This is a genomic window from Pseudomonas kairouanensis (genome assembly GCF_004682055.1).
Classification (GTDB): Bacteria; Pseudomonadota; Gammaproteobacteria; order Pseudomonadales; family Pseudomonadaceae; genus Aquipseudomonas; species Aquipseudomonas kairouanensis.
In genome coordinates, this window is the sequence record NZ_QUZU01000046.1 from 30,092 (window position 1) to 46,918 (window position 16,827).

Here is a 16,827-nt window from a genome sequence, read left to right on the forward strand (position 1 = left end):
ACCCCATAAGGTTCGAGGAGTTGGTGATGAAAGTTCGTGCATCGGTGAAAAAGCTGTGCCGTAACTGCAAGATTATTCGCCGCGAAGGTGTTGTTCGAGTAATTTGCAGCGCGGAACCGCGTCACAAACAGCGCCAAGGCTGAGTGTGATCCGCTTGAAGCCCGGCAGCTAGTGCGCTGCCGGGTTGATTATTTGTTATTACAGCGATATTATCTCGCGCCCTATTTCTTGGCTTCCGGGGCGTAGGTAGCTGTCAATTGGAGTCCCACTGAATGGCCCGTATTGCAGGCGTTAACATTCCAGATAACAAGCACACTGTTATCTCGCTGACCTACATCTATGGTGTTGGTCGCACTACTGCGCAGAAAATTTGCGCAGTTGCTGGGGTAAACCCAGCCGCTAAGATCAAGGATCTGAGCGACGAGCAGATTGAACAGCTGCGTGGCGAAGTGGCGAAGTTCACCACTGAAGGTGACCTGCGTCGCGAAATCAACATGAAAATCAAGCGTTTGATGGACCTCGGTTGCTATCGCGGTCTGCGTCATCGTCGTGGTCTTCCAGTACGCGGTCAGCGTACCAAGACTAACGCGCGTACCCGTAAAGGTCCGCGTAAGCCGATCCGCAAGTAATCGCCCCAGCGAATCGACAGGAAAATTATCATGGCAAAACCTGCTGCTCGTCCTCGTAAAAAAGTTAAAAAGACAGTGGTTGATGGCATCGCCCACATCCATGCTTCTTTTAACAACACCATCGTGACCATCACCGACCGTCAAGGTAACGCGCTTTCTTGGGCTACCTCCGGTGGTTCGGGTTTCCGCGGTTCCCGCAAGTCCACCCCGTTTGCTGCTCAAGTAGCTGCTGAACGTGCTGGTCAAGCTGCGCTGGAATATGGCCTGAAAAACCTCGACGTTAACGTCAAAGGTCCAGGTCCAGGTCGTGAGTCTGCTGTCCGTGCTTTGAACGGCTGTGGCTATAAGATCGCCAGCATCACCGACGTGACGCCAATCCCGCACAACGGGTGCCGTCCGCCGAAGAAGCGCCGCGTGTAATCCAGGAGATTGTAAAGAATGGCTCGTTACATTGGTCCAAAATGCAAACTCGCTCGTCGCGAAGGCACCGATCTCTTCCTGAAGAGCGGCGTGCGCGCGATCGAATCGAAGTGCAACATTGAAGCAGCACCTGGTATCCACGGCCAACGCCGCGGTCGCCAGTCCGATTACGGCACCCAACTGCGTGAAAAGCAGAAGGTCCGTCGTATCTACGGCGTTCTCGAGCGTCAGTTCAGCGGCTACTACAAAGAAGCTGCTGGCAAGAAAGGTGCAACCGGTGAAAACCTGCTGCAACTGCTCGAATGCCGTCTGGACAACGTTGTATACCGTATGGGCTTTGGTTCGACTCGTGCCGAATCCCGTCAGCTGGTATCGCACAAGTCGATCAGCGTTAACGGTCAGACCGTAAACGTTCCGTCCTACCAGGTTCGTGCTGGTGACGTGGTCGCAGTTCGCGAGAAAGCAAAAAACCAACTTCGCATTGTCCAAGCTCTCGATCTGTGTGCCCAACGTGGCCGCGTAGAATGGGTAGAAGTAGACACTGAGAAGAAGTCGGGCGTTTTCAAGAACGTTCCTGCTCGCAGTGATCTGTCCGCCGACATCAACGAAAGCCTGATTGTCGAGCTCTACTCCAAGTAAGGGCTAGAAAATAGGTGCATCCATGCAGATTTCGGTAAATGAGTTCCTGACACCCCGCCACATTGATGTGCAGGTTGTCAGTCCAACCCGCGCCAAAATCACTCTCGAGCCTCTCGAGCGTGGTTTTGGCCACACCCTGGGCAACGCGCTGCGCCGCATCCTGTTGTCCTCAATGCCCGGCTGTGCAGTAGTCGAGGCCGAGATTGACGGTGTGCTCCACGAGTACAGCGCCATCGAAGGTGTACAGGAAGACGTAATTGAAATCCTGTTGAACCTTAAAGGTCTGGCTATCAAGCTGCACGGCCGTGACGAAGTTACGCTGACCTTGTCGAAGAAGGGTTCGGGGGTGGTTACCGCTGCCGATATTCAGCTGGATCATGATGTCGAGATCGTTAACCCCGATCACGTAATCGCTAACCTGGCGTCTAACGGCGCCCTGAACATGAAGCTCACCGTAGCTCGTGGTCGTGGTTATGAACCGGCCGACTCGCGTCAGAGCGATGAAGACGAAAGCCGCAGCATTGGTCGCTTGCAGCTTGACTCTTCGTTCAGCCCGGTTCGCCGTATCGCATACGTGGTGGAAAACGCCCGTGTCGAGCAGCGTACTAACCTGGACAAGCTGGTTATTGATCTGGAAACCAACGGTACTCTGGATCCTGAAGAGGCTATCCGCCGCGCTGCAACCATTCTGCAACAGCAGTTGGCTGCGTTCGTCGACCTCAAAGGTGACAGCGAACCAGTGGTAATCGAGCAGGAAGACGAGATCGATCCGATCCTGCTTCGCCCGGTTGACGATCTGGAACTGACTGTACGTTCGGCTAACTGCCTTAAGGCGGAAAACATTTACTACATCGGCGACCTGATTCAGCGTACCGAAGTAGAACTGTTGAAGACTCCGAACCTGGGCAAGAAATCCTTGACTGAAATCAAGGACGTTCTGGCCTCCCGCGGTCTGTCCCTCGGCATGCGCCTCGACAACTGGCCGCCTGCAAGTCTTAAGAAGGACGACAAGGCGACTGCCTGATCGTCGTAATCACCGAACGTGAGTTTGGTAAGGAATGAACCATGCGTCATCGTAAAAGTGGTCGTCACCTGAGCCGTACCAGCTCGCACCGCAAGGCCATGTTCCAAAACATGGCGGTGTCGCTGTTCGAGCACGAGCTGATCAAAACTACACTGCCGAAAGCTAAAGAACTGCGTCGCGTTGCTGAGCCGCTGATCACTTTGGCCAAGACAGACAGCCTGGCTAACCGCCGTCTGGCTTTCGACCGTACTCGTTCGAAAGCTATCGTTGGTAAGCTCTTCAACGACCTGGGCAAGCGTTACGCTACCCGTGAGGGTGGCTACCTGCGCATCCTCAAGTGCGGTTTCCGCGCTGGCGACAACGCGCCTATGGCGTACGTCGAGTTGGTTGATCGTGCTACTGCTGGCGAAGCTGTAAGCGCCGAGTAAGACGACAGTCTGCAACGAAGAACCGGGCCTAGTGCCCGGTTTTTTGTGCGCGTAACAAAAGCGCGATTCGTACAAGCTTCCCCAGGCGGTGCTCGTCACTATGGTCAATGGAGTTGTTGGTAGTAATTTTCTATTGATGTTCGCAATTTAATGAATTTGTGGGCGTCATGTTGATGATCAATACTCTCCACCAAGCCGATTAGCCGGCAGTTCCAAGCCCGACCTGAGGAATACGCACATGAGCCAGAATAAAATCCTTACGACCGCCAGCGGTGCTCCCGTTGCGGACAACCAGAATTCCCGCTCCGCTGGCCCCCGTGGCCCGTTGCTGCTCGACGACTTTCACCTGATCGAGAAGCTTGCTCACTTCAACCGTGAAAATATTCCTGAGCGCCGTGTGCACGCTAAAGGTTCAGGTGCCTACGGTACGTTCACCGTGACCAAGGACATTACCCAGTACACCAGCGCCAAGTTGTTCGAGTCTGTTGGCAAGCAAACCCCGACATTCCTACGGTTTTCCACGGTAGGTGGTGAGCGTGGCTCGGCTGATACCGAGCGCGATCCACGCGGTTTCGCCCTGAAGTTCTATACCGAAGAAGGCAACTGGGACATCGTGGGTAACAATACCCCTGTGTTCTTCATTCGCGACCCACTGAAATTCCCCGACTTCATCCACACCCAGAAACGCCTGCCGCAAAGCAATCTGAAAAGCGCACAGATGATGTGGGACTTCTGGTCTCACTCCCCAGAGGCACTGCACCAGGTCACCATCCTGTTTTCGGACCGTGGCATTCCTGATGGCTACCGTCACATGCACGGCTTTGGTAGCCACACTTACAGCCTGATCAACGCCAAGGGCGAGCGTCATTGGGTAAAGTGGCACTACAAGACCAAGCAAGGTATCAAGAACCTGGCGCCAGCCGAAGCAGCACGCCTGGCGGGTACTGACCCTGACTACGCGCAGCGCGATTTGTTTGGGGCGATTGAGCGCGGTGATTTCCCCAAATGGCGGGTTTGCATCCAGATCATGACTGAAGCTCAGGCCAACGCTCATTATGAGAACCCCTTTGACGTGACCAAAACCTGGTCGCAAAAGGAGTTCCCACTGATCGAAGTTGGTGAACTGGAACTCAACCGTAATCCACAGAACTACTTTGCAGAAGTTGAGCAAGCTGCATTCGGCCCAAGCAACATGGTGCCAGGTGTTGGTCTGTCGCCGGACCGTATGCTGCAAGGCCGCGTGTTTGCCTACGCAGATGCCCACCGCTACCGCGTTGGTACCAATCACCAACAGTTGCCGGTAAACGCTCCACGTAACGCCGTGAATAGCTACCAGCGTGATGGTTCGATGGCTTTCGGCAGTAATGGTGGTGCAGCACCTAACTATGAACCTAACAGCTACTCGGACGCACCAAAGCAAGCGCCGCAGTACGCAGAGCCTTCCCTGGCCCTGAGCGGTGTCGCTGATCGTTACGATCATCGTGAAGATACGGATTATTACAGCCACGCCGGAGCGCTGTTTCGCCTGATGAATGATGAGCAGAAAGCTCTGCTCACCAGTAATATCGCCGGCGCGATGGGTGGGGTGTCCAGTGATGTGGTTCAGCGCCAGTTGCAGCACTTCTACAAGGCCGACCCGGCTTATGGAGAAGCAATCGCAAAGGCACTGGGTGTATCGCTTAACTGACTCTAAACGATAAGCAGAACCGCCCTCATTTGGGCGGTTTTTGCGTTATTTCAGCTACTTTTCTCAGGAAATCTTCACTTTTCTGCCGTTGATCCCGTGACCTCCGAGTCATCATGGTTCAAACTACAGACTTTCAAGCAGGGAGATGTAGGGCGATGCAAGGTCACCCCGACGTAATCGATTACCTCAACACGTTGCTGACGGGCGAACTGGCAGCTCGTGACCAATATTTCATCCATTCGCGCATGTACGAAGACTGGGGCTTTACTGAGCTCTATGAACGTATCAATCACGAAATGGAAGAAGAGGCACAGCACGCCGACGCATTGATGCGCCGTATCCTGATGCTCGAAGGCACGCCGCGCATGCGTCCCGACGACCTGGACACTGGCACCACAGTGCCTGAGATGCTCGCCAGCGACCTGCGTCTGGAATATAAGGTGCGTGCGGCACTCTGCAAGGGCATCGAGCTCTGCGAGAAGCACAATGACTATGTCACCCGTGAAATTCTGCGCGTGCAGTTGAATGACACCGAAGAGGATCACACCTACTGGTTGGAAAAACAGTTGGGCCTGATCAAGCTGATTGGCCTGGAGAATTACCTGCAATCGCAGTTCTGATTCCCGGCTACAAAAAAGCCCCTTTCACTGCAAAGTGACAGGGGCTTTTCATTGGCCCGCTAAATCAGGCCCGGTCGCGTTCCAGCAAGGGTTTCAAGTAGTAACCGGTATGGGATTGTGGCATCTCGGCAACCTGCTCCGGCGTGCCTACCGCGATGATCTGTCCACCTTTGGAACCACCTTCCGGCCCGAGGTCCACCAGCCAGTCGGCAGTCTTGATCACATCCAGGTTGTGCTCAATTACCACCACGGTGTTGCCGTGGTCGCGTAGGCGATGCAACACGTCCAGCAGTTGCTGAATATCGGCGAAGTGAAGGCCCGTTGTAGGCTCATCCAGGATATACAGCGTCTTGCCGGTATCACGCTTGGACAACTCACGCGACAGCTTCACCCGTTGCGCTTCGCCGCCGGACAACGTGGTCGCCGATTGCCCCAGCTTGATATACGACAGGCCCACATCCATCAAGGTCTGCAGCTTGCGCGCCAGTGCCGGAACCGCGTCGAAGAACACCCGGGCTTCCTCGATGGTCATCTCGAGGGTTTCGTGGATGCTCTTGCCCTTGTACTTGATCTCCAGGGTTTCTCGGTTATAACGCTTGCTCTTGCATACGTCGCACGGCACGTAGATATCCGGCAGGAAGTGCATTTCCACCTTGATCAAGCCATCGCCCTGGCACGCTTCGCAGCGCCCGCCCTTGACGTTGAACGAGAACCGACCTGGCCCATAGCCTCGCGAGCGGGATTCCGGTACGCCAGCGAACAACTCTCGAATCGGCGTGAACAACCCGGTGTAGGTTGCCGGGTTTGAGCGTGGTGTACGGCCGATAGGGCTCTGGTCGATATCGACCACTTTATCCAGATGCTCAAGCCCCTTGATGCTGTCGTGTGCCGCGGCTTCAAGGGTCGTTGCGCCGTTCAGGGCGGTGGCACTCAATGGGAACAGCGTGTTGTTGATCAGTGTCGACTTGCCTGAGCCGGAAACTCCGGTCACACAGGTGAGCAGACCCAGCGGGATCTCCAGGTCAACATTGCGCAGGTTGTTGCCCCGCGCGCCTTTGAGGTGCAATGCCAGCTTCTTGTTGCGCGGTGTGCGCTTGGCCGGCACTTCAATTTTCACGCGACCAGACAGGTATTTACCCGTCAAGGAATCGGGGTGTGCCATGACCTCGGCCGGCGTACCTTCGGCAACAATATGCCCGCCATGTACGCCCGCGCCCGGGCCGATATCCACCACGTAATCGGCCAGGCGAATCGCGTCCTCATCGTGCTCGACCACGATCACCGTGTTGCCGATGTCCCGCAGGTGTTTCAGTGTGCCGAGCAGGCGATCGTTGTCCCGTTGGTGCAAGCCAATCGACGGTTCATCAAGGATGTACAGCACGCCCACAAGACCTGCACCAATCTGGCTGGCCAGTCGAATGCGCTGGGCTTCACCGCCGGACAGCGTATCCGCGCTGCGATCCAGCGACAGGTAATCCAGGCCGACGTTAACCAGGAACTGCAGTCGCTCGCGAATTTCCTTGAGGATCTTGTCGGCAATTTCCCCCCGGCGCCCGGTCAGCTTGAGCACGCCAAAGTATTCACAGGCATCGCCAATCGGCAGATTGGTCACCGCTGGCAATGTCTTCTCGCCCACCCACACATGCCGCGCCTCACGCCGCAGGCGAGTGCCACGGCAATCCGGGCACGGCTGGGTGCTGAGGAATTTGGCCAGTTCTTCGCGCACGCTGGCCGATTCGGTCTCGCGGTAGCGACGCTCCAGGTTCGGCACGATGCCTTCGAACGGGTGGGAGCGCTTGACGATATCGCCACGGTCGTTCAGGTACTTGAAGTCAACGTTCTGCGAACCGCTGCCATGCAAGATGACTTTTTGCTGATCCGCCGGCAGTTGGTTGAAGGGGACTTCCAGGCTGAACTTGTAGTGGGACGCCAAGGACCCGAGCATCTGGAAGTAATAGACGTTACGCCTGTCCCAGCCGCGAATCGCGCCCTCCGCCAAGGTCAGCTCACCATTGACCAGCCGCTTGATGTCGAAGAACTGTTTGACCCCCAGGCCATCACAAGTCGGGCAAGCACCGGCCGGGTTGTTGAAGGAGAACAGCTTGGGCTCCAGTTCACTGATGGCATGCCCACAGATCGGGCAGGCAAAGCGTGCAGAGAAGATGATCTCTTCGCCGGGCTCATCATCCATCGGCGCCACCAGGGCAATGCCGTCTGCCAGTTTCAGAGCGGTCTCGAACGACTCCGCCAGGCGCTGTTGCAGGTCTGCGCGCACCTTGAAGCGGTCGACCACCACATCAATGGAGTGCTTCTTCTGTTTGTCGAGCTTCGGTGCTTCGTCCAGCTCGTAGAGCTTGCCGTTGATGCGTGCGCGTACAAAACCCTGGGCGCGCAACTCTTCGAAGACGGAAAGGTGTTCGCCCTTGCGCTCGCGAATCACTGGGGCCAACAACATCAGCTTGGCGCCTTCCGGCTGGGCCAGCACCAGGTCAACCATCTGGCTGACGGTCTGGGCTTCCAGTGGAATGTCGTGGTCCGGGCAACGGGGAATACCCACGCGCGCGTACAGCAGGCGCAGGTAGTCGTAGATTTCGGTAATGGTGCCCACGGTGGAACGCGGGTTGTGGGAGGTCGACTTTTGCTCGATGGAGATCGCCGGCGACAGGCCTTCGATGGTGTCGACGTCGGGCTTTTCCATCATCGACAGGAACTGGCGGGCATAGGCCGACAGGGATTCCACATAGCGACGCTGGCCTTCGGCATACAGCGTGTCGAACGCCAGGGACGATTTGCCGGAGCCGGACAAGCCGGTGATGACGATCAGCTTGTCCCGGGGCAGGGTCAGGTCGATGTTCTTCAGGTTGTGGGTTCTAGCCCCACGAATCAGGATCTTGTCCAAGATGGCCTCGCACGGCGGGCGTAAATAATGCCGGAGTATACGGCTAAAGACTGGATGAATATACACTGTCAAAAGGCCGCTTGCAGCCTTACATGAAAGCTGCGCGGCAAACCGCCGCATATACCCTCTCAATCGATGGGACTGGTAGAATCGCCGCCGGTTCACACGAGGTTTTTCCATGCACGATCCCCACAGCGAACGCATGAGTAGCGGCGAGACCCGAGCGGCAAGCGGTCTGGCCCTGGTGTTCGCCTTCCGTATGCTTGGCATGTTCATGGTGTTGCCGGTACTGGCGACCTATGGGATGGATCTCGCCGGCGCAACCCCTGCCTTGATCGGCCTGGCCATTGGTGCCTATGGCCTGACCCAGGCGCTGTTCCAGATTCCGTTCGGGATCATTTCCGACCGAATTGGCCGTCGTCCGGTGATTTACCTCGGGCTGATCGTGTTTGCCCTTGGCAGTGTGCTTGCCGCCCAATCGGATTCCATCTGGGGCGTGATCGCCGGTCGTGTCCTACAGGGCGCCGGAGCGATTTCCGCTGCGGTCATGGCATTGCTGTCGGACCTTACCCGCGAACAACACCGCACCAAGGCCATGGCCATGATCGGCATGACCATCGGCCTGTCGTTTGCCGTGGCCATGGTGGTGGGCCCCTTGCTGACCCGCGCGTTTGGCTTGCACGGGTTATTCCTGGCCACCGGCGGCATGGCGTTGTTCGGCATTGTGATCGTGGCCTTCATGGTGCCGCGTTCCACCGGTACGCTGCAGCACCGCGAGTCGGGCGTTGCGCGCAAGGCATTGTTGCCGACGCTCAAGCACCCCGACCTGCTGCGCCTGGATTTAGGTATCTTCGTGTTGCACGCAATGTTGATGTGCAGCTTCGTCGCCTTGCCCCTGGCCCTGGTGGAAAAAGCCGGGCTGCCCAAGGAGCAGCACTGGTGGGTCTACCTCACTGCGTTGTTGATTTCGTTCTTCGCCATGATCCCGTTCATCATCTATGGCGAGAAGAAACGCAAAATGAAACGAGTTCTTCTTGGCGCCGTCACGACGCTGATGCTCACTGAGCTATTCTTCTGGCAGTTCGGCGACAGCCTGCGGGCACTCGTAATCGGCACCGTGGTGTTTTTTACCGCGTTCAACCTGCTGGAGGCTTCGCTGCCTTCGCTGATCAGTAAAGTTTCACCGGCCGGTGGCAAGGGCACGGCGATGGGGGTGTATTCCACCAGCCAGTTCCTGGGTTCTGCACTGGGCGGCATCATGGGTGGCTGGATGTTTCAGCATGGCGGTTTGTCGGTTGTGTTCCTGGGATGCTCAGGTCTGGCTGCCCTCTGGCTCGCCTTTGCTGTTACCATGCGCGAACCTCCCTACGTCACAAGTCTGCGTTTGCCGCTATCGCCCGAGGCGATCCGCGAAAGCGGTCTGGTAGAGCGCCTGAAGGCAGTCGTTGGGGTAACCGATGCAGTCGTGGTTGCTGAAGAAGCGGCCATTTACATCAAATTGGACACCGAACTATTGGATCGCGCGACGCTTGAGCAACTGGTCAACCCAGTGCCAACCGCGCGCCCAGCTTATGGCTAGGGCCAATTTATTTTGGTCAAAATAGCGTTCAAAGGCCAATCCTGGACTGGTCAAAACTGGCAAGGGCCAATTGATTTTTCCGAAAGGCCTTTGTCTCAAGTTATGTTTGGGCGATTTATTCTCCCTTAAGCCTTGTCAGGCGGCCGACTCACTCGCAATTGTGTAAACAGTGATTTACGTGCTTGGTCATAAGAGCCGCGATGTACGCGTATGGATGAATTGCGAGGTAGATGGTTTATGCTTTCTCCCAACGATTACCTCCGTTCACAAGCAGGCGCAACAGAGGTGTATTGACTCGTTGCGCTTCCTAGCTGCAGCACTATCTCTCTCTCGCCCAAGATGTCGCCATTGAGGCAGTGCAGATGTTATGTCCACCGAACCTGACCGGTCGGGAGCACTGGTGCTTGGATGAGCTTATTCAGAGAATTGTTATCGAGGGATTGGGACCGATCAAGGAGCAGTGATCTATGAGGCGTCGATGGGCACCTATAAGCTTGGTGATCTCGATTCGTGGAAGAGGAAAACTCGTCAGATCTGGTACTCAGAGCAGCGGCTTCGTGCTCACATACCTCGGGTATCCAATCGCGTGATCGATCCGAATGAGCCATACCTCTATGCGGCGGTGCCCTGATGAAGGCGCGGAAGCCTGTTTCATTATTTGAGCCAAACCATCTGAGGGGCACATGCTAGCCCAGGAACGAGCGAAGATATCGTTACTGAAAGCCAGAACTATTACCTGCTTCTCCGGCGCTGGGATTTCGGCTGAAAGCGGAATCTCTACGTACCGAGACCCGCTGGCCGGGCTTTGGTCACAGTATGACCCTGAGAAGCTGGAGACCGCGAAGGCCTTTCGAGAGAATCCTCGTCTGGTTTGGGGGTGGTACTTGTGGCGGCGACAACAAGTGGCTCGGTCGCAGCCCAATGTTGCGCACCGAGCATTCTGTCAAATGGCGGCAACGGGGCGTACCGTTTCTATCATCACTCAGAATGTTGACGATCTGCATGAGCGGGCCGGGTCTCATGGTGTCCTTCATTTGCATGGCAGTCTGGCTACCCCAAAGTGTTTCGCTTGTCATCGACCCGCAGAGCTGGCGCAGGATCAATTAGCTGTACCCGTTGAAGGCGCGTTGATCGAACCGCCACGCTGCAGACGATGCGGTGGCAAACTGCGCCCAGGAGTGGTTTGGTATGGAGAGGATCTGTCGAGAGATGTTTGGAAGTCTGCGATGTCATTGGTGCGAGGCTGCGACATCCTGATATCTGTAGGCACATCCGGGATTGTCACACCTGCCGCAGATATTCCGAGGCTCGCTTTGGCGTCGGGCGCTTTATTAATTCATGTGAATACGGAAGATGTAAGTCTGGGGGAACACAACGAGATCATGCTGATCGGTAATGCGACAGGTGTTCTCGCGCAACTTTCTGAATTTTTGGAGAGTGATGCGTAATTGCATGGACTTGACCACCCATTTGCATTCGACTTGACCAGGCGTTTGCATCGGACTTGACCAGTGTACATCGTATCCATAACTGGTTAAGGTCGACCCAAAGCAGTCAACCACTTGGGCCGTCTGAGTGTCATCGAGTGAGGATATTGGGTAAGCGTCCGGGTAAGTCACCATAAGCTCCTGACATCATCCGGTTCTAGCGTCCCGCGTGAGATCCCTACCGGCCCGGCCACCATCTGTCAGGTATGCTTCATCCACAATCCCTTCCGTAATTTTTTATTGAGACCCCAAAAGCCTCTCAGTATCGTCATTCCTCCCTCCTTTCCGGCTACCTCTGCCGTGAACCGCCCAGGCGTTAAATCGCGAAGCGGTCATACAGTTGCCGCCACTTATACGGTCGCTATCTAGTAGCGCGCCTCATTTCCGATATCAAGTGTTAAGGATGATTCTATGATCATTCGTCAGGCTACTAACGCCGACCATCCGCAACTGCTCAACATCTGGCTGCGCTCCGTTCGCGCCACACATCACTTCCTGCAAGAATCCGATATTGAGGCATTACTCCCTCAGCTCCGCGATATTTACCTACCCGCTGTCGAACTATGGGTTGCGGTAGATGCCGAGGACTGCCCGCTAGGGTTCATCGGGCTCAATGAAAATCATGTAGAGATGCTCTTCATCGAACCAGATCTGCGAGGGAAAGGGATTGGCCGCGCACTGCTGGATCATGCCCGCAGTTCGCGCAGTCAGATGAGTGTTGATGTGAATGAACAGAACCCCGAAGCGGTAGGGTTCTATTTACATTACGGTTTTGTTCAAACAGGTCGTTCTCCGCTGGATGGCGAGGGCCGCCCCTTCCCCTTGCTGCACTTGAGCCTGCCCGGCTAGAGCTGTAGTAGTGAATCGCTCCTACGCTTCTGCTTCGGGGCGATTCATTATTCAGTAGGACGGCATCCATTGATTCGGTAGCAATTGCCCGACCTCACTGGCTCGCTGTGTCGGCAACCGTGTCAGCACATCCTTGAGATAGGCATAGGGATCATGTCCATTCATACGCGCCGACTGGATCAGGCTCATGATTGCAGCCGCCCGCTTACCGCTACGTAGCGACCCGGCAAATAACCAGTTCGAACGTCCGAGTGTTCGGCCAGCTGACTTTTGTTCGTCACGTGCAGATCGAAAAACTTGCGACGGGCGTGGGCCATGCAGCCGATTTCAGTGATGCCTTGCTCAAATCCAGCCTTGTAGCCAGCGAAATCATCGCAGACCAGCTTGCCGTTCCAGTCACCCAAGAAGTTGCGCGGATGTTCGCCAGCACGGCTTGGGCTGAAGTCGTAAACCACCGCGTTGAGCGCCGAAAACGGCGTAGTGCTGTAGGCCCAGACGTAGGCCCGGTGGGTTTTCTTCTCTCCCGGCGCAAGCATTTGCACAGGCGTTTCATCAGCGTGAATCACGCCCTGGTTCAGCACAGCTTCACGCAGCGCATCGACCAGCGGCTGGAGTCGCATGCCGGTCTGTCCAACCCATCGGGCCAAGGTCGAGCGAGCGATTGTCAGTCCGGCACGACCAAAGATTTTCTCCTGCCGGTACAGTGGCAAGTGATCGGCAAACTTGGCCACCATTACTTGGGCCAGCAAGCCTGCTGTCGGAATACCTTTGTCGATAACCTGCGCCGGCATGGGCAACTCGATGATCACTGACGCTTCGGCTGGCCGTTTAGGCTTCGGTTATTGTTCGTTTCGTCGTAATACAGCGTGTAGGCCTTATTGATGTTCTTCATCAAGTCCTGCCCGGGAAATCTAAACAGGCCGGCATCGATCACTATTTTTTCGGAGCTGTCATCAATCATGGGTCTACCTGAGGTCGGTTCCGGCTGGAGGCGAAATGACACCCTAAGCCGTTTCGCGATGCTGCGCACGTTTTCCGTGATCAGATTAGATGACGGAATTGGTCAGAATGGCCGGATCAAGCCAGGGCACAACGAGCACTTCATAGCATTTAAAATGATCCAGAGAGGTGCTGAACGGATGATTTTTTCGCCATGCTGCCAACGCCTCGCGTCGGGTGAAGGCGTCATCGATGCTGATCTGGCCCACATTACCGAGTTCGGGCTTGGCGTCGTGGTAAGCCTGCAATCGGTCGCGATGGGCATCAGCAACCTCTTTGTCCTCATGCACCCCCATGAGGCAGTGCCTGGAAGTGAGCTTGGCAGCGACGACGTAGCCGAAGCGAATCTTGCGATCGTGGGCTGGTGAGTGACCTTGGGGCATATCGTTCATGAGTGTTTTCCTAGACAGTCGTGAGCAAAAACTCACCATGGAAGGGGAGCGCATCAAGGGTTGGATCATTTTCAAAATGCTCTTCCCATGCCCGGCAAATCTTGAAGAAAAACATGAACAGGTCTATGTCCTCGCCGCTTGACCGAACGATGCTAAAGGCTTGCCGTTCTTTCTCAAGTCCTTCGATCACACCATTTGGGCCTAACGCGGACAGTTTCTGATTTCCAACACTGACCGAAACAGGCTTTACCACCAGGTGCTTCGAGGCGTTAGCTATATCGGCACATTCGCCAAACAGCCCATCCGCCTTTTCCCTCCAAGCACTATGAAAAGCCGCATCCCCCTTTTCATCTTTTGATTGCAGTATCCAGTCCCGCAACGAGGAATTGGTTACACAGAAATTGAAAAGGTGATCTCCCATCTCTTCCAAGGTGGTTGCATTCCAAGCGCGGCCAGCTTCTCGAAAGAGCTTCAAGGGGTCGTCTCAGAAAACGGAAAATAAAGCACGTTAAGCTCCAATTTCGCGCAGGTACTGGTACAACGTTTCGCGGCTGATGCCAAATTCACGGGCCAGCTTTGCCTTTTGCTCGCCGGCCTTGACGCGTTGCAGAAGTTCAGCGGCGCGTTCGGGCGAAAGCGCTTTCTTGCGGCCCCTGTATGCTCCGCGCTGTTTGGCGAGCGCGATGCCTTCCCTCTGTCGCTCGCGGATCAATGCTCGCTCGAACTCGGCGAACGCGCCCATGACCGACAACATCAAGTTTGCCATCGGCGAATCCTCACCGGTGAAGGTCAGGCATTCTTTGACGAACTCGATGCGCACACCGCGCCTGGTCAGCTTTTGCACAAGGCGGCGCAGGTCATCGAGGTTGCGGGCCAAGCGATCCATGCTGTGCACCACCACCGTATCTCCTTCGCGCACGAAGGCCAGCAGCGAGTCAAGTTCTGGGCGCTGGGTGTCCTTGCCCGATGCCTTGTCGGTGAATACCTTTCCGACTTCGACCTGTTCCAGTTGCCGCTTCGGGTTTTGGTCGAAGCTGCTGACCCGGACGTAGCCGATACGTTGACCTTGCAAGATGCCCCCAAACAGAAAAGTGTCAGGAATAAATCTATGACCTTGCGTAGCTTGTGTCAATAAATTAAGCGATGGAGTCTATCCGGACGTTTCTGGGTAGGCTGTCCTGACGTCAGGTTAGGGCATAGCCCAACCTGACGGATCGATTGACAGCTCATTATTATTCACTATGATTAACCCTGAGTCGAGCTATGGCAAAGTCACTCAAAATAAATCACAAAGGATAGATGATGAGCCAATCCAGCCCTTTGACGCACCAGGATGCCAACCATCGCGATTCCGCATGGGAGCGTGCTGCCAACTACGAGAAGGAAGAGCGCCCCATCCACCCAGTTAGCAAAATTGTGATCAAGGGGGCGGTTGATGTTGTGTTCTTTCGCTCGTCATCAGCGCACCTGGTCGTGGCAGGGGAAAACGTGGAAGCCATTCGTAACATCAAGACCCGCTTCGAGGGTGACAAGCTGATCATCGAGCAGGAGGGCATTTCCATTAGCGGCTATGGGGGCAATATTCACGTTTCTGGTACCGGCAACATTTTCGTGGGCGGAACGATCAATGTCGGTGGACGCCACGGCGGCGTCACTATGCAGTCCAAGGGGCGAAGCATCGTTGGAATCGCATTGCCTGAAGCCCCCAGTATCCGCATCAAGGGCAGTGGCGACGTGACCCTGTACGACCTTCAGCAGACCGTCCTCGATCTAGGCATCCAAGGTTCGGGCGATATCACGGCCTTTGGTCGCGTGGGTCTTCTGGACGCCGAGATAGCCGGTTCGGGCGACGTGGACGCCAGCGAGCTGGTCGCTACGTCCGCCAAACTGTCGGTAGTCGGCTCCGGTGATATCGACGCCTATGTCAGCGACTCAGTGAAGGCACGCGTGGCGGGTTCCGGTGACATCGTGGTGCGCGGTAACCCGCCGACCCGCGACCATTCCGTTGCCGGCTCAGGCGACATCAAGTTCAAGAAGAAGTGACGCTCCATGAAGAATGACCAAGAACGAACCGAGCTGTTGCAGCAGATCGACAAGCTGTTGACGGCAGTGGATTCGATGCAAACCTGCCTCGAAGCGCCCGAGGCCACAAACGCCGATGGCGGCTTTGACATTGCTCGCACCAACTTGCGTATCACGGCCAACGAGGCCGCGCAGGTTGTCGAACGTCAGCGAGGCGCGCAGGAGCAGCGTGAAAAGTCTCGTCCAAAAGTAACGCTGGCCACGTCGTTACTTGCCGGCGCTGAAGCGTCTGAATGGCAGGCCAACAAGCTCAAAACTAATGGCGATGAGGCCGGTGCCCGCCAGGCCAGCGAACATGCCGTCACTCTGCGCCGGATGGCATCGGAAGCGGCGGTTACTGAACGCCGGCAGAGCATGCACCTTGTACCTACCATTGATTAGGAGTAACCCCATCATGGCAACCACCGCGAAAACCCGATCCGTCACGGCTCACGTCCCTGTGCAACTGGCCGAAAAGGTCGATTTGATGGCTGAGCGCCTGGAACGCTCCAAGAACTGGATCGTCAAGCAGGCTCTGGCCGCCTGGATAGACCAGGAAGAAGAACGTAGTCGCCTGACCCGTGAGGCATTGGCCGATGTGGATGCTGGTCGCGTGATCGATCATCAAGCTGTCCAGGCCTGGGCTGAAAGCCTCAGCACTGACACTCCGTTGCCGGTACCGCGCTGATGGAGTTGAAGTGGACAAGCAAGGCGCTTTCCGACATTGCCCGGTTGTATGAGTTTCTGGCGTCGGTGAATCAGCCTGCCGCCGCACGAACAGTGCAGCAACTCACAGCCGCACCTTCCACGCTGCTGGCCAACCCGCGCATTGGCGAACGCCTGGAAGAATTCGATCCACGGGATGTGCGCCGAATTCAGATCGGCCATTACGAGATGCGTTACGAGATAGTGGATTCCACTATCTACCTACTGCGCCTGTGGCACACCCGCGAAGACCGATAGGTTTGGCTGGGCCAGGAACGGAATACATCAAACTGGCGAGCCTACGACTGATCAGAAAACCTTAGCGTACGATTTTTTCCGAATTCTGTAGGCTCCCCTAATCCAAGGCCAACCTCCTGTGCTAATTCGCCCAGTCTAGGGGGCTATAGAT

Annotated in this window: 20 protein-coding genes and 1 pseudogene; 15 read left to right on the forward strand and 6 right to left on the reverse strand. The window is 55.9% G+C overall.

What is annotated here, in order from left to right; translation table 11 throughout:
• Positions 1 to 26 precede the first annotated feature (26 nt).
• The 8 genes from rpmJ to bfr all read left to right on the forward strand — a co-directional run bounded on the left by rpmJ (position 27) and on the right by bfr (position 5,447).
• Positions 27 to 143, forward strand: coding sequence for a 50S ribosomal protein L36 (gene rpmJ, locus DYL59_RS26155; RefSeq protein WP_002555468.1), 117 nt, complete (start codon positions 27 to 29; stop codon positions 141 to 143).
• Between the two features lie 129 nt (positions 144 to 272).
• Complete coding sequence (gene rpsM / locus DYL59_RS26160) at positions 273 to 629, forward strand: 30S ribosomal protein S13 (protein ID WP_003194635.1); 357 nt, start codon at positions 273 to 275, stop codon at positions 627 to 629.
• A 30-nt stretch (positions 630 to 659) separates the two neighbouring features.
• The gene (gene rpsK / locus DYL59_RS26165; RefSeq protein WP_002555466.1) at positions 660 to 1,049 is read left to right on the forward strand and encodes a 30S ribosomal protein S11; all 390 of its coding nucleotides are present in this window, start codon (positions 660 to 662) and stop codon (positions 1,047 to 1,049) included.
• A gap of 18 nt (positions 1,050 to 1,067) precedes the next feature.
• Positions 1,068 to 1,688 (forward strand): 30S ribosomal protein S4, encoded by a 621-nt coding sequence (gene rpsD, locus DYL59_RS26170; RefSeq protein WP_003176404.1) that lies wholly within the window; start codon positions 1,068 to 1,070, stop codon positions 1,686 to 1,688.
• Positions 1,689 to 1,710: 22 nt separating this feature from the next.
• Complete coding sequence (locus DYL59_RS26175) at positions 1,711 to 2,712, forward strand: DNA-directed RNA polymerase subunit alpha (RefSeq protein ID WP_003176403.1); 1,002 nt, start codon at positions 1,711 to 1,713, stop codon at positions 2,710 to 2,712.
• Positions 2,713 to 2,753: 41 nt separating this feature from the next.
• Positions 2,754 to 3,140: a 50S ribosomal protein L17 gene (gene rplQ / locus DYL59_RS26180; RefSeq protein ID WP_003176402.1), complete on the forward strand. Its 387-nt coding sequence runs from the start codon at positions 2,754 to 2,756 to the stop codon at positions 3,138 to 3,140.
• Between the two features lie 238 nt (positions 3,141 to 3,378).
• Positions 3,379 to 4,827: a catalase gene (locus tag DYL59_RS26185; protein WP_135291762.1), complete on the forward strand. Its 1,449-nt coding sequence runs from the start codon at positions 3,379 to 3,381 to the stop codon at positions 4,825 to 4,827.
• Positions 4,828 to 4,982: 155 nt separating this feature from the next.
• Complete coding sequence (gene bfr / locus DYL59_RS26190) at positions 4,983 to 5,447, forward strand: bacterioferritin (protein ID WP_029299402.1); 465 nt, start codon at positions 4,983 to 4,985, stop codon at positions 5,445 to 5,447.
• 64 nt (positions 5,448 to 5,511) lie between these two features.
• Here bfr and uvrA read toward each other — a convergent pair whose 3' ends face one another.
• Positions 5,512 to 8,346, reverse strand: coding sequence for an excinuclease ABC subunit UvrA (gene uvrA, locus DYL59_RS26195; RefSeq protein ID WP_135291763.1), 2,835 nt, complete (start codon positions 8,344 to 8,346; stop codon positions 5,512 to 5,514).
• A gap of 178 nt (positions 8,347 to 8,524) precedes the next feature.
• Between uvrA and DYL59_RS26200 the strand changes: the two genes are divergently transcribed.
• The 3 genes from DYL59_RS26200 (at position 8,525) to DYL59_RS26215 (ending at position 12,261) form a co-directional block, all read left to right on the forward strand.
• Positions 8,525 to 9,925 (forward strand): MFS transporter, encoded by a 1,401-nt coding sequence (locus DYL59_RS26200; RefSeq protein ID WP_135291764.1) that lies wholly within the window; start codon positions 8,525 to 8,527, stop codon positions 9,923 to 9,925.
• A 683-nt stretch (positions 9,926 to 10,608) separates the two neighbouring features.
• On the forward strand, positions 10,609 to 11,373 hold the full coding sequence (locus tag DYL59_RS26210; protein ID WP_135291765.1) for an SIR2 family NAD-dependent protein deacylase: 765 nt from the start codon (positions 10,609 to 10,611) through the stop codon (positions 11,371 to 11,373).
• A gap of 450 nt (positions 11,374 to 11,823) precedes the next feature.
• The gene (locus DYL59_RS26215) at positions 11,824 to 12,261 is read left to right on the forward strand and encodes an acetyltransferase (RefSeq protein ID WP_014717580.1); all 438 of its coding nucleotides are present in this window, start codon (positions 11,824 to 11,826) and stop codon (positions 12,259 to 12,261) included.
• A 51-nt stretch (positions 12,262 to 12,312) separates the two neighbouring features.
• Here DYL59_RS26215 and tnpC read toward each other — a convergent pair.
• From tnpC to DYL59_RS26235, 5 genes and pseudogenes are all read right to left on the reverse strand, one after another.
• Positions 12,313 to 13,079: pseudogene (tnpC, locus tag DYL59_RS26220) on the reverse strand (IS66 family transposase); the annotation flags it as partial.
• Positions 13,067 to 13,222 (reverse strand): hypothetical protein, encoded by a 156-nt coding sequence (locus tag DYL59_RS31450; RefSeq protein WP_156717506.1) that lies wholly within the window; start codon positions 13,220 to 13,222, stop codon positions 13,067 to 13,069. The pseudogene tnpC and the gene DYL59_RS31450, both read right to left, overlap by 13 nt.
• 85 nt (positions 13,223 to 13,307) lie before the next feature.
• Positions 13,308 to 13,652 (reverse strand): hypothetical protein, encoded by a 345-nt coding sequence (locus DYL59_RS26225; protein WP_033901203.1) that lies wholly within the window; start codon positions 13,650 to 13,652, stop codon positions 13,308 to 13,310.
• A 10-nt stretch (positions 13,653 to 13,662) separates the two neighbouring features.
• Complete coding sequence (locus DYL59_RS26230; RefSeq protein WP_033901202.1) at positions 13,663 to 14,127, reverse strand: hypothetical protein; 465 nt, start codon at positions 14,125 to 14,127, stop codon at positions 13,663 to 13,665.
• Positions 14,128 to 14,160: 33 nt separating this feature from the next.
• A complete protein-coding gene (locus DYL59_RS26235) occupies positions 14,161 to 14,724 on the reverse strand; it encodes a recombinase family protein (protein WP_019334898.1) in 564 nt (187 codons plus the stop codon).
• A 230-nt stretch (positions 14,725 to 14,954) separates the two neighbouring features.
• Here DYL59_RS26235 and DYL59_RS26240 point away from each other — a divergent pair, with 230 nt between their 5' ends.
• The 4 genes from DYL59_RS26240 to DYL59_RS26255 are packed head-to-tail and all read left to right on the forward strand — an operon-like array spanning position 14,955 to position 16,676.
• Positions 14,955 to 15,695: a GIN domain-containing protein gene (locus DYL59_RS26240; protein ID WP_019334897.1), complete on the forward strand. Its 741-nt coding sequence runs from the start codon at positions 14,955 to 14,957 to the stop codon at positions 15,693 to 15,695.
• 6 nt (positions 15,696 to 15,701) lie between these two features.
• Positions 15,702 to 16,115: a hypothetical protein gene (locus DYL59_RS26245; RefSeq protein WP_033901201.1), complete on the forward strand. Its 414-nt coding sequence runs from the start codon at positions 15,702 to 15,704 to the stop codon at positions 16,113 to 16,115.
• A gap of 13 nt (positions 16,116 to 16,128) precedes the next feature.
• A complete protein-coding gene (locus tag DYL59_RS26250) occupies positions 16,129 to 16,401 on the forward strand; it encodes a CopG family ribbon-helix-helix protein (RefSeq protein WP_016502318.1) in 273 nt (90 codons plus the stop codon).
• Positions 16,401 to 16,676, forward strand: a complete 276-nt coding sequence (locus DYL59_RS26255) for a type II toxin-antitoxin system RelE/ParE family toxin (RefSeq protein ID WP_016502317.1) — start codon at positions 16,401 to 16,403, stop codon at positions 16,674 to 16,676. Before DYL59_RS26250 ends, DYL59_RS26255 begins: the two co-directional genes overlap by 1 nt.
• Positions 16,677 to 16,827: the final 151 nt, after the last annotated feature.